The organism is Campylobacter volucris (genome assembly GCF_008011665.1).
In the GTDB taxonomy this organism is placed as follows: domain Bacteria; phylum Campylobacterota; class Campylobacteria; order Campylobacterales; family Campylobacteraceae; genus Campylobacter_D; species Campylobacter_D volucris_A.
On record NZ_VOWJ01000023.1, the window covers coordinates 12727 to 25066 of the forward strand.

The 12340-nt window shown below is 32.1% G+C and carries 12 protein-coding genes; 1 reads left to right on the plus strand and 11 read right to left on the minus strand.

Annotated features, from left to right (window positions below; genetic code table 11):
- Genes FPD38_RS04230 through FPD38_RS04275 form a run of 10 tightly spaced genes read right to left on the minus strand, consistent with a single transcriptional unit; the run spans position 1 to position 8869 of the window.
- Entirely contained in the window at positions 1–828 is an 828-nt protein-coding gene (locus FPD38_RS04230) for an MlaD family protein (RefSeq protein ID WP_147555524.1), read from the minus strand.
- Positions 828–1550, minus strand: a complete 723-nt coding sequence (locus tag FPD38_RS04235) for an ABC transporter ATP-binding protein (RefSeq protein WP_147555525.1) — start codon at positions 1548–1550, stop codon at positions 828–830. Before FPD38_RS04235 ends, FPD38_RS04230 begins: the two co-directional genes overlap by 1 nt.
- On the minus strand, positions 1547–2653 hold the full coding sequence (locus tag FPD38_RS04240; RefSeq protein ID WP_147555526.1) for an ABC transporter permease: 1107 nt from the start codon (positions 2651–2653) through the stop codon (positions 1547–1549). The genes FPD38_RS04235 and FPD38_RS04240 overlap by 4 nt, the downstream gene beginning before the upstream one ends.
- On the minus strand, positions 2643–4571 hold the full coding sequence (gene tkt, locus FPD38_RS04245) for a transketolase (RefSeq protein ID WP_147555527.1): 1929 nt from the start codon (positions 4569–4571) through the stop codon (positions 2643–2645). Before tkt ends, FPD38_RS04240 begins: the two co-directional genes overlap by 11 nt.
- A gap of 16 nt (positions 4572–4587) precedes the next feature.
- The gene (locus FPD38_RS04250; protein WP_147555528.1) at positions 4588–5430 is read right to left on the minus strand and encodes a polyprenyl synthetase family protein; all 843 of its coding nucleotides are present in this window, start codon (positions 5428–5430) and stop codon (positions 4588–4590) included.
- The gene (locus FPD38_RS04255; protein ID WP_147555529.1) at positions 5427–6506 is read right to left on the minus strand and encodes a PDZ domain-containing protein; all 1080 of its coding nucleotides are present in this window, start codon (positions 6504–6506) and stop codon (positions 5427–5429) included. Before FPD38_RS04255 ends, FPD38_RS04250 begins: the two co-directional genes overlap by 4 nt.
- Positions 6503–6808 carry a YbaB/EbfC family nucleoid-associated protein gene (locus tag FPD38_RS04260; RefSeq protein ID WP_147555530.1) on the minus strand — a complete coding sequence of 102 codons (306 nt, stop codon included), beginning with the start codon at positions 6806–6808 and terminating at the stop codon, positions 6503–6505. Before FPD38_RS04260 ends, FPD38_RS04255 begins: the two co-directional genes overlap by 4 nt.
- The gene (locus FPD38_RS04265) at positions 6809–8092 is read right to left on the minus strand and encodes a UDP-N-acetylmuramoyl-L-alanyl-D-glutamate--2,6-diaminopimelate ligase (protein ID WP_147555531.1); all 1284 of its coding nucleotides are present in this window, start codon (positions 8090–8092) and stop codon (positions 6809–6811) included. It lies immediately after the preceding gene.
- Positions 8089–8613 (minus strand): histidine kinase, encoded by a 525-nt coding sequence (locus FPD38_RS04270; RefSeq protein ID WP_147555532.1) that lies wholly within the window; start codon positions 8611–8613, stop codon positions 8089–8091. The genes FPD38_RS04265 and FPD38_RS04270 overlap by 4 nt, the downstream gene beginning before the upstream one ends.
- A complete protein-coding gene (locus FPD38_RS04275) occupies positions 8600–8869 on the minus strand; it encodes a NifU family protein (RefSeq protein ID WP_147555643.1) in 270 nt (89 codons plus the stop codon). Before FPD38_RS04275 ends, FPD38_RS04270 begins: the two co-directional genes overlap by 14 nt.
- Positions 8870–9095: 226 nt before the next feature.
- On the opposite strand from FPD38_RS04275, the gene FPD38_RS04280 reads away from it, so the two are divergent.
- Positions 9096–9677: an ATPase gene (locus tag FPD38_RS04280; RefSeq protein ID WP_147555533.1), complete on the plus strand. Its 582-nt coding sequence runs from the start codon at positions 9096–9098 to the stop codon at positions 9675–9677.
- A 163-nt stretch (positions 9678–9840) separates the two neighbouring features.
- Here the strand turns inward: FPD38_RS04280 and flgE are convergent, their stop codons facing one another.
- On the minus strand, positions 9841–12336 hold the full coding sequence (gene flgE, locus FPD38_RS04285; protein ID WP_147555534.1) for a flagellar hook protein FlgE: 2496 nt from the start codon (positions 12334–12336) through the stop codon (positions 9841–9843).
- Positions 12337–12340: the final 4 nt, after the last annotated feature.

The window sequence follows — 12340 nt, forward strand, 5'->3', positions numbered from 1 at the left end:
TCATTCTCCTGGAGCATATTTGATGACTTGATCTTTATAGAGTAAATTAGAAGGATTTTGCTTTAATTTATTTGTTAATTGAGTAAAATCTAAAAGCAAAATTCTTAAAATTTCTAAATTATCATTTAGCAATATCTTGCTTTTTTGTAATTCTTCAAGCTGTGTGTTTGCTTGTTTTAAAAATGATGAAAATTGATCTGAACTTTGAGCTATTTTTGAAGAAGCATTATAGATACTTGCTAAAAATTTAGGTGTGTTTTGGTTTAACTTTTGTGCTAACTCTGATGAATTTTGCAATAAATTTTCAAAATTTTGTAAATTTTTATCACTTAAAAGAACTTCTAATTTAACTTTAGCGCTATCAATTAAATCTAAAATATTTTCAGTTTGCTTATCAAGACTTGCAAAAAAGCTTTCTTTAGATTTTATGATAGGATATTTGCCATCAGTTGCTTTTAAAATCGGTGCATTTTCGCTACCACCTGAAAGTTGTATAAATTTAAATCCTGTTATACCTTGAATTTGCAAACTTGCATGAGTATCTGTTTTGATGATTAAATGAGAATCAAGCTGAACTAAAATTTTTACTCTAAATTTTGTTCCTTTAGTATCTATACTGATATTTTCAACGCTACCTACATCAACGCCTAAAAATTTAACCGGAGCTTTGATGCTAAGTCCGGCTACAGATTCTTCCATAAAAATTTCATAATATGAAAAAGTTTTTTCATCTTTTAAATTTCCATACCATATCAAAAAAAACAAACTTACAAAAAACAACACACTAACAAAAATACCTATAAGTATATAATTTGCTCTATTTTCCATTATTCCATAAACCTTTTATATAGTCTTTCATTTTGTTCTTTTAATTCTTTAACATTACCTAAAAACCCAACTTGTTTATCTTCTATAATCAAAAATCGATCCAAAACATTTTTCATACTTTCTTTATCATGAGTTACTAACACTACACATAGATTAAAACTTTGTTTTAAATTTAAAAGCAATTCATCAAATTCCCTTGAGCTATAAGGATCAAGTCCAGAAGTTGGTTCATCTAAAAATAGCAACTTAGAATCAAGTGCTAAGGCTCTTGCTATAGCCACTCTTTTTTTCATACCACCACTTATTTCACTAGGATAAAGCTTAGCTGCGCTCTCATCTAGTCCTACCATTTTTAATTTCATCATAGCTATTTCTTTGATATCATTTTTATTTAATTTTGTGTATTCATTTAAAGGCATACTGATATTTTCAAGTATATTAAAAAAACTAAACAATGCTCCATATTGAAAAACGACTCCCCATTGCTTTTGTAAAAATAAAGCATCCTCATCGCTAATATCTCTTAATCTTTTGCCTAAAATTTCATATTCTCCATCATCAAAATGTTCAAGCAAAAGCATTTGTCTTAAAAGAACAGATTTCCCACTACCACTACCACCTAAAACTCCAAAGATTTCATTATCTTTTATGCTAAAGTTGATATTTTTATGAACACATTTTGCACCAAAATAAGTACTAATACCCCTAGCTTTTATAATCAAATTCCAGCCTTTGTTAAAAATACAGAAAAAATTGCATCAAAAGCTATCACCCAAAATATAGCATTTACAACACTTTTTGTAGTGTAAATTCCTATACTTTCGGTCGTTTTTTGCACAAAAAACCCTCTAAAACAAGCTATAGAAGCGATTAAAAATCCAAACACAGGCGCTTTTACTAATCCTATGATGATATGCTTTAACTCCACAGCCTCTCTAAAACGACTCATAAATTCAGCCGCTGTAATATCTAAACTCACCAAAGCAACAATCACTCCACCTAAAACACTTAAAATATCTGCTACTATAACCACAAAAGGCATAGCTAAAGTCAAAGCTAAAACTCTAGGTAAAATGATAAATTCACTCTCTTTAAAACCCATAGTTTTCATAGCATCAATTTCATCTGTAAGCTTCATCACTCCAATTTGAGCTGTATATGAACTTGCACTTCTGCCAGCTATAACTATAGCACTTATTAATGGAGCTAATTCTCTAGTGGCAGAAATTCCCATTAAATCAACTATATAAATATTAGCTCCAAATTGCGCAAGTTGATATGCAGCCTGATAAGCTAATACTACACCCACAAGCAAAGAAGTTAGCATGATAATAGGCAAAGCATTTATAGCGCTATGTTCTACATGATATAAAAAAGCTCTAAAGCGTAATTTATGAATATCTAATAAAGTTTTGAAACAAGTTGCGATAATTAAACCTATAAAATTTAAAAATTGAATTAAAATTCTAAAAGAAAAAACAACTTTTTCTCCTAAAATTTCAAAAAAATCTTTTAGTTTGTTTTTTTTAATTTCTTGATTATTTAAAGGTTTGTAGTATTTTTCACAAAGAGTAAAAAGGATTGCGTGCTGAGTTTTTAAATTTCTTTTTTCTACTTGATAGTCTTTTTGTTTTAAATTTTGCTCTAAAGCTAAAAAATACCTTATCCCAGCACTATCAATAAATTCTAAATTAGCAAAGTCAAAAATGATATATTTACATTGTCCAAAGTCTAAATTTTTAGCTTTTAAAACACTTTCTTTATCCCAACTTCCAACAATACTAAAGATACATTCTTTAGTATTGCTAAGTTTTTTAATTTCCATTAGCTAAACTTAAAACATAAGAGCTTAATTTTTCCTCACTAAATCCAAAATGCTCAAATACATCTTTATCCTTACCACTTTCCCCAAAACTCTCTATACCATAAACCTCATCGCAAAATCTATAAAGTTCATTTGAATTTGCAGCTTCTACACCTATAACCTTACCTTGTAAAATTCTATCTTTATAACCCTTTTCTTGTTTAATAAATAATTCATAACAAGGCATAGACACTACATTAACACTCACGCCTTTTTCTTTTAAAATTTTTGCTGTTTTTAAGCATAATGCTACTTCGCTACCACTTGCTAAAAGTGTGAATTTTGCATTTACATTTTCTTCTAATAAATATGCTCCATTTTCAACATCTCCAAAAATTGGCTCACTTAAAGCACTTAACTTTTGACGCGACAATACAAAAACACTAGGCATATTAGTTTTAAGTGCGATTTGCCATGCCTTGACATTTTCAACCCCATCACCCACTCTAAAAGTCAATGAATTTGGCATAGCTCTAAAAGTGCTAAGCTGTTCTATAGGTTGATGAGTTGGACCATCTTCGCCAACCCCTATACTATCGTGAGTAAAAATAAAAAAGTGTTTTATCTTCATCAAAGCTGCTATTCTTGCTGCTGGTTTTAAATACTCGCTAAATATAAAAAATGTAGCACAAAATGGCAAAAACAAACCATATCTTGCAAAAGCATTAGATATAGCAGCCATCGCATGTTCTCTTATGCCAAAATGTATATTTTTACCATGTGGGAAATCTCCCATATCTTTAAGCTCGGTTTTGTTTGATGGTCCTAAATCTGCACTTCCACCTAAAAATCCTGGTAAAGTCTTGGCAATTTCATTTAAAATAAGACCATTGCTATCTCTAGTAGCTACATCTTTACCTTTAAAATCAGGAAAATTGATCTTGCTAAAATCAGGCTCTAATAATTCTTTTAACAATGCTTTTTTGCTTTCGTCTAAATTTTGCACCTTTTGATTCCACTTAGCTTGTGCTAAATCACCAAGTTCAATCGCTCCACTAAAGTAAATTTTTACATCTTCAGTGACTTCAAATGTTTTTTGTGGATCAAAACCTAAAGCTTCTTTTGCTTTTTTTATTAGCTCTTCACCTAAAGGTGCTCCATGAGAATGATGACTTCCCTCAAGCTCTAAAGCTCCTTTTGCTATCTTAGTATGTGCTATGATAAGACAAGGCTTTTGACTTTGTTTAGCTGTTTTAAGTGCTAAATCAATTTGTTCAAAATCATGCCCATCTATCTCAAGCACTTCAAAATTTTGCGCTCTAAAACGCTCTTTAATATTTTCATCAAAAGCAATGCTTACATCACCTTCGATAGAGATGTTATTACTATCATAAATGATGATTAGATTATCAAGTTTATGAAGTCCTGCTAAAGAACACGCCTCATAAGAAATTCCTTCTTGTAAATCTCCATCACCACATAAACAATAAACCTTATGATTAATAATATCTTCACCCAAAAGCAAACTTGCTTTTTTAGCAGCCATAGCAAAACCAACTGCATTTGCTACACCTTGTCCTAAAGGTCCTGTAGCTATTTCTACACCTGGAGTAAAAATTTCTGGATGACCTGGGGTTTTAGAGTGTAATTGTCTAAAATTTTTTAAATCTTCTAAGCTTATATCATATCCACTCAAATGCAAAAAGCTATAAAGCAATGCACTAGCATGACCACCTGAAAAAACCAATCTATCCCTATTTAGCCAAGTTGGATCTTTTGGGTTATGCACTAAATGTCTGCTTAAAACGCTCATAATATCGGCTAAACCCATAGGAGCGCCTGGATGACCGCTATTTGCTTTTTGTATCATATCAGCACATAAAAATCTTATAGTATTAGCTTGTTTTTCTAATATTGCTTTGTCTTTTTGCTTATCCATTATTTTTCCTTTAATCTTATAAGTATATTTGAATCATTTTTTTAAGCATTTGCGCTATATCTATATCTAATTGCTCTATTTGCTTTTGAGTCTTTTTTAACATCTCATCTTTTGTTTTTATAGCATTTTCTAATCCTAACAAATTCACAAAAGAATTTTTATGTATATCATTGTGAGTAGGTTTGCCCGCTTCTGTTGCATCTAAAGTTGCATCGATAATATCATCATTTATTTGAAAAATAAGTCCTAATTCTAATCCTATTTGGTATATTTTTTCACTATCTTCTTGGCTTAACTCACAAATTTCACAACCCATTTTTAAACTAGCAGCTATTAATCTTGCGGTTTTATGTATATGCAAAAATTCAACTTGCTCTAAATTTAAAGCTTTTCCTTCAAAATAACAATCAATAGCCTGACCTATTATCATGCCATTAATTCCTGCATTAAAAGCTAAGGTTTGGACTAATTTGACTTTTATCTCGTCTTTTAAATTAGATTTTGAAAGTAGCAAAAAAGCTTCAGTATTTAATGCATCTCCTACCAAAATAGCCGTAGTTTCATCATATTTTTTATGCAAGGTTTGCTTGCCTCTACGCAAAGATGCATCATCCATAGCAGGTAAATCATCGTGTATTAAAGAATAAGTATGTATAAATTCTATAGCTAAAGCTATATCTAATGCAGGCAAAAAAAGCTTTGGTGCTTTAGCTTCTACTATACCAAGCAAAAGTTGAGCCCTAAAGTGCTTTCCTCCTGCTTCTAACATCCACGCTAAAGCTTCATTAAAAAATGGGTGAAAACTTTGGACTTTAGGAAAATTTTGCTCTAAGTGCTTTTTGAATTTTTTCAAAATCACTTAGTAAGCCTTATAAAAAAGTCAAAATACCCTCGCTTTATCTGTTCAAGCTCATTATTTTGAGCTGATGGTATGCTAGTAGCTTTCCTTGAAACTAAAATATCAAAAGAATTAGCCTCTAAAAGTATATTTTTAAATTCATCCATATTTTTCATTTTTTGATTATTTACTCTTAGTATTTTATCGCCTTTTAAAAATCCAGCCATTTGTGCTTTTGAATTTGGAGTTACCTCTATGACATTCATCTTAGTATCGACGCGTAAGCCAAAATTAGAATAAAAAGAAGTCGGTTTAGGTGGCACTACTTTTTTTGGTTTTGCAAAAACTCCTAAATCTTTATCAAACACGATAGTAGATATATTTAAATCTTCATTATCTCTTAATACATTAAAATACAAAGTGCTCCCACGATCAGCAAACAAGATCTTTTCATTTAATTTTCTTACATCATCATAAGGCTGTCCATCAACGCTTATGATTTCATCGCTTAATAAAAATTGCCCATTTTTACGCACATTTTTTACATAAATTCTACCATCTCTTTTTTCAAAATCTACCCCAATATCTCCCCAATATACTTCAGGATATTTTGAAAAATGCTTTAAATAACGATTTCCAATCAACCTACCACCATCTAAAGTAATACCTAGCATTTTACAACAAGGAGAATTCAACTCACCTATTTTAGTGGTAAAATCAAGCTGATCACGCTCGGTTAAACTTTGACCAAAATACTTTAAATGTCCTATATAGCTTTGATTATCATCTAAAATTCCCACCCAGCTATTACGCGTAAGTTCTTCTTCATCACCCATGGGAGCAGGGATTAAACTAAAATCAGTTTTCACTAAATACAAATTTAAAAATGGATCGTATTTTGTGTAATTGTTTAATTTTCCATCTTTTACTTTCACCACTGCTAGGGTATTTTCATTTAAAGCAAAAGCAGGCAATCCCTCATAAATTAGCATACTTGCTTTATTTTTTTGATAACACGCTAAAAAGTCATTAAAACTTGGCCTTGGGATAGCAAATAAAACTCCAACTAATGCCAACAGACATATAAAAATTCTCATAAAGCCCCCATCTTGCTAAATAAATTACTTGCCATTGATTTTTTATTTTGCTCCACCATTTTAAGCACATCATTAATAGCAGATATTAATAAAATTTGCATAGATTCTTTATCTTCAAACAAAGATTCATCGATGTTAATATCGATGATTTCTCCTTTTCCATTAGCACTAACTTTCACAAGACCACCACCGCTTTTTGCACTAAATTCTTGTTTTAAAGCTTCTTGCTCTAATTCATTTGCTTTTTCTTGAGCCTTAGTTAAAAGCTCACCCATTTTTGAAAAGTCCATATTTTCAAACATTTATTTTCCTTCTTTTAATATTTGCAAAACTACTTCTTTATCATTAAAAGGATATTTAACTCCTTTTATTTCTTGATAGTCCTCATCACCTTTTCCTAAAATCACAACAAATTCATCATCTTTTTTAAATTCCAAGGCTTTTTTTATAGCTTTTTTTCTATCACACTCTATAAACACGCTCTCATCTTGCTCTATACCACTTAAAATATCATTGATTATATCCATTGGTTCTTCAGAGCGTGGGTTATCGCTTGTGATGATGAGTGTTTTAGCATAATGCTTTGCGATTTTTGCCATTAAAGGGCGTTTGGTTTTGTCTCTATCTCCACCTGCTCCAAAAACTACGATTAAATCTTTATATCTTAAAGCATCAAGCACTTTTTCTATGCCATCAGGAGTATGAGCAAAATCCACTATCACTTCTTTAGCAACTACTTGCATTCTACCTTCTATACCACCAAAATTACTAATGGCTTTTTCAAGTTTTTTCAAATTTGGCTTTATGAGCTCATTCACACAAGCACTCGCTGCTAAAAGATTATAAAGATTAAAAATTCCTACCAAAGAAGACTCTATCATAAAATTTTCTTTACCAAAATTTACCACTGCTTCTATGCCATTTTTTAAAGCATAAGCTTTTATATGATAATAACTTGGATTTTCTATACCATAAGAAAAAGAATTTTTCACATTAAATTTAATAGCACTTGCGTCTTTATTGAGAAATTTCATACACTCATCAGCAAAAAAGCTTTCTTTTGCTTGTTTATAGTTTTCAAAACTTCCATGAAAGTCTAGGTGATCTTGAGTGAGATTAGTAAAAATTTTAGCTTTAAATTCAAGTCCTTCTATACGATTTTGCACCAAAGCATGAGAGCTTACTTCCATAATCAAAAATTCACATTTTTCTTTTGTAGCTAAAGACAAAAGCTCTAAAGTTTGTAAAATCGCAGCTGTAGTGAGTCCTTTTGGAGCGATTTTTTTATCATTGATAAAACTTCCCCTAGTTCCCATCAAAGCACATTTATATCCCAAATCAAGCAAAATAGAATACATAGCCCCAGCTGTAGTGGTTTTACCATTAGTTCCTGTTATACCGATGATTTTTATGTTTTTATCTATATTTAAAAGCTCATAACATTGCTTTACATCGATTATTTTCGCACCTTTTTCTAAGGCACTAGGAGCAAATTTTTCATTTTGTGTGGTTTTTAAAAAATAGCATTCTTGTTTGCATTCGTTAGAATTATCCGTGATAAAACCATCATTAATTTTTACAATCACAACAAGCCTTTAAGTTTTTCACTAAGTTTTATAAAACGATAGTTAGAGTAAAAATGTGCTCCAACATCTTCCATATAAGCTACAAGCATATCTTTATAACCATACTCTAAAAGCTTTTCTAAAAAATCCACAAAATCTTCTTTATCGTTTATAATAAGTTTGTTTGAAATTATAACATTTTCTAAAGCTCGCTTAAATCCAAGTTCTTTTTCACTTAACAAAAAGTCTTGATAACTCAAGCCATCAAAATCTTCACTATCTTCTTCAAACTGCACACTTTGACTTAAATTTATAAGCCTTTCTAAATCTGTATCAATTTTAGGATTTTTATAATTTTGCAAGAAAAATTCAAAAAAAACAAAAGCTTCATCAGGGCTTGTCAAAGCCAAATCACAAATATTTATAAAAGTAAGCAATCTTTTATTTTTACGCTTTTGATATGCTAATGAAAAGTAAATTTTGGCGTTTTTAAAATCTTTATTGTAAAAACATTCTATGGCTATTTTTTTATAATTTTGCAAATTCGCTTTCTCCACCTGCTAAATTGACTATGGTAATATCTGGATGTATATCGATTTTAAGTTGCTTTTCTAAGCCGTATTTTAAAGTAGTGCCACTTGATGGACAACCATGACAAGCCCCTGTTAATTTCACATAAACTACGCCATTTTTTATCCCTAAAAACTCAAGCCCACCGCCATCGTTTTCTAAAATATGCATTGTTTTAGCTAGACTTGCTTTTACAGGCTCTATTAATTCTTCATCACTAAAAGGCATATTCATAAATTTTTTCCTTTTATTTTTATTTTATCTTATTTGCCTTTAAAAAATTTAAAATTTGATTAAAGAAGTTAAGTGCGATTTCTCGCACTTAATTAAGCAATATTTTTGAAAAGATTCACTAGCTATATCGTGTGTTTGTGAAAAAACTTTATATTTATTTTCAAAATGCTTATAAACAATTTATGTTAAAATTTCACATCATTCAACAAAGGCTTTATCAATGAAAAAAATAGCTACTATTTTTGCAGGAGCCGAAGGCTGTGGAAAAACTACCTTATATTATAATGAACTTGAAAAAAGCAAAGACTTTGGGCTTAGAATTAACATCGATGAGATCGTAAGTAGTTTTGGCGATTGGAAAAATCAAGAAGATCAATTTAGAGCTTCAAGGATAGCCATTAAAATGCGTGAAAACTATATCAAAAAAGCTTATGATTTTAACCAAGAAACTACACTTTGTGGCACTAGCATTTTATCTTTATTCAAAAAGTTGCAAAAAAATTCTTACACTATAAATCTTTACTACATAGGATTAGATTCTCCAAGCACAGCAAAACAAAGAGTTAAGATTCGCGTGGCTAAAGGCGGACACGATATAAAAGAAGAACTCATAGAAAAAAGATACCACGAGTCTTTAAAAAATTTTAACATCATTGCAAAATTTTGCAATCACATCACTATTTTTGACAATACTCAAAATTATAAAAAACTCTTAGAATTTAAAAACAACAAACTAGAAATATTTGAAACCACCAAATGGCTAGAACCACTAATGATAAATTTTAAAAGCAAAAATTTATAAATTTTTCTTCTCTTTTGTCGATATGAAATCATGCTACTCACTTCTTAGGCAAAAAAGAAGTGAGTTAGCAATAGATTGAAGGCTCAAGGCTATCAAGTATTACAAGGCTACCTCGATAACCTTGTAAAGCTTGACCCCAAGGCTTTAAAACCTTGGGTTAAAATTATTGTTTTAATTGCAATAGCGTATTTAAAAGCTGATCACTTGTAGTGATAGTTTTAGAGCTTGCTTGATATCCTCTTTGTATAACGATAAGCTGAGTTAATGAACGACTCAAATCCACATTCGACATCTCTATCGCAGAAGATTTCAATCCACCTCTACCGCCTTCTCCAGCGTGTCCTATGGTAGGAGTTCCTGAGTTTGCAGTAGCCTTAAAAAGATTGCTTCCTATTTCTTCAAGACCCATATTATTTGGGAAAGATGCAAGTGCAACTTTAGCTAAAGCTAGAGTTTTACCATTAGTAAATTCTCCATACACATAGCCGTTTTCATCAGTTCTTAGTGCATCTGGCTTTAGATTACCCCCTGTGTAGCCATCTGTTTCTTGTTTAGTAGTAGCTGAGTCTTTATCATAGCTTGTTAAGCCATCAAAAGCTCCAGTTGTCCCAAAGTCTAGTTTTACTACTTGGTTTGGCCTTGAGCCGTTGTTTCCAGTGAAATTAATCACATTTGGAGTATAGCTTTGAAGTGAGCCATCATTTCCAAATTTCACATTTCCCACTACTATATTACCAGGAGCACCATCTCCGCTAAAGTTTATCTCCGCAGGTTCAGGCACAGAGATGATCACCGACCATTCAGCACCACCATCAGCTGTTTTGGTTTCTTTGGCAAATTGCACGGTAAGTTCGTGTCTAGTTCCTAATGAGTCAAATATCTCTATACTAGCAGTATGCGCTGATAGATACATATCTTGAGAGAATTTTTCATTATTTCCTGCATTGAAATTTCCATCTAGGGCACTAAACATAGCGGTAAATTTATCATTCGTAGCTATTTTATTTGCTTCGTTAGAATAGCCTGTGATTTTAAAAGTCATATCTTTAGATTGATCATTTAACTTAGGATTTACTATCTTAAATCTTCCATCTTTTTCTACGGTTACTTTTACTCCAGCATTAGCATCAGCGCTTCCAGGAGCTCCATTAGGATTGTTATTAACAGTACCCCAATTTTCTAAAACTCCATCTCCATCATAATCCACCCCATATCTAGCATCTCTTTGCAAAAGCTCTCTTAAATCTTCAGTAGTATGGAAAGTTCTTCTACCTTTTGCACTAGGCATATTAGCTTCTGCCGCTGTATTAGCATTAGGATTAGGTTCGGCTCCTATATCTACTCCACTTGAGCTGTAAATATATTCGTGAGCTGTAATAACTTCTTTAGTTGTTATAATTGGACTATTAGTCCCATTTTCTGGATTTTGTACTCCAAGCCATGCACCATTTTGTCTCCCAGGTTTTTGCCCATCTATTTGCAATCCCAACCCATTAACTGCACCTTGACCACCTCTAACCACTCTTACTTGTGCTCCAGCAGTAGTGTCATTTCCTACTTGTATATCTATATTTTTAGTTTTTCCTGTGGTTCCTATGCTATTGTCATTAGTAAAAGTGATTTTACCATCTACTATGGAAGCTTCTACGCCTGTTTCGGCTTTTTTAGCATTGATAGCATTGATAAAGGTATCTTGACCTACACCTTCGGCTCTAATATGTGTTCCATTTATAGTTATATCTAAAATAGCTGGAACTGGAGTGCCATCTCGGTTATAACCCCAAAATGTGCCTGCAACTCCTTGTTGCCATTTAGTAGGATCATCGGGTAAAGCCGGACTTAATTCGACATTAGAAGTATGTTTAGCATCAGCATAGCTTACCCAAATTCCTTGTCCATTTCTGAGGTTTAAACCTTCGCCTTTAGCATTAAAAACTACTCCCATATCTACACCCTTTTCGGTTACTTGGGCTCCGCTTTTAGAAGTAGTGTAAAATTCAGTATGGCCTCTATCGTTTTCATTTACAACTGTTCCTGTATCTTCTCTTTGACCATGAGTAGAATCAAGAGCATAGATAGGGCGTTTAGCAGAGGCATTTGCACCTAGGCTATTACCGCTATCTAGGTTTGCTGTGAGTTTTACTATAGAGCTTTCTTTAGCTGGCATACTCATACCTGGTGGGATGACTATATCTTCTACTGATTTAGAAGAGTCTATTTGGCCTGTTTCTTGATTATAATTCCACCCTTGGACTGTGTAGCCATTATTATCTACGAAATTTCCTACCGCATCGGTTTTAAAGTCCCCTGCACGAGTAAAAAACTGAGTAGTCCCACCATCGTTTGATACGATGAAAAATCCATCTCCATTTATAGCTAAGTCTGTGTTTTTGTCTGTGGTTTGGATATTACCTTGTGAGTGGATTCTTGTAGTAGAATTTACACCTGCTCCAAGACCTACTTGCATAGGGTTTTTGCCACCTAAGTCTCCATCTGGAGCTGTGGCTATCTTAGAAGTTTGACTCATAAGTGTTGAGAAATCTGCACGAGAATACTTAAAACCAAAAGTATTCACATTTGCGATGTTGTTACCTTCTACATCCATTGCGTATTGGTGTGCTTGAAGTCCTGAAACTCCAGCCCAAAGAGATCTCATCATAATT

Bases quoted from the DNA above. Each gene is read 5' to 3' on its own strand.
- FPD38_RS04230 (WP_147555524.1), bottom strand. From the start codon at position 828: ATGGAAAATAGAGCAAATTATATACTTATAGGTATTTTTGTTAGTGTG.
- FPD38_RS04255 (WP_147555529.1), bottom strand. From the start codon at position 6,506: ATGAGAATTTTTATATGTCTGTTGGCATTAGTTGGAGTTTTATTTGCT.
- FPD38_RS04280 (WP_147555533.1), top strand. From the start codon at position 9,096: ATGAAAAAAATAGCTACTATTTTTGCAGGAGCCGAAGGCTGTGGAAAA.
- FPD38_RS04240 (WP_147555526.1), bottom strand. From the start codon at position 2,653: ATGGAAATTAAAAAACTTAGCAATACTAAAGAATGTATCTTTAGTATT.
- tkt (WP_147555527.1), bottom strand. From the start codon at position 4,571: ATGGATAAGCAAAAAGACAAAGCAATATTAGAAAAACAAGCTAATACT.
- flgE (WP_147555534.1), bottom strand. From the start codon at position 12,336: ATGATGAGATCTCTTTGGGCTGGAGTTTCAGGACTTCAAGCACACCAA.
- FPD38_RS04260 (WP_147555530.1), bottom strand. From the start codon at position 6,808: ATGTTTGAAAATATGGACTTTTCAAAAATGGGTGAGCTTTTAACTAAG.
- FPD38_RS04275 (WP_147555643.1), bottom strand. From the start codon at position 8,869: ATGCCTTTTAGTGATGAAGAATTAATAGAGCCTGTAAAAGCAAGTCTA.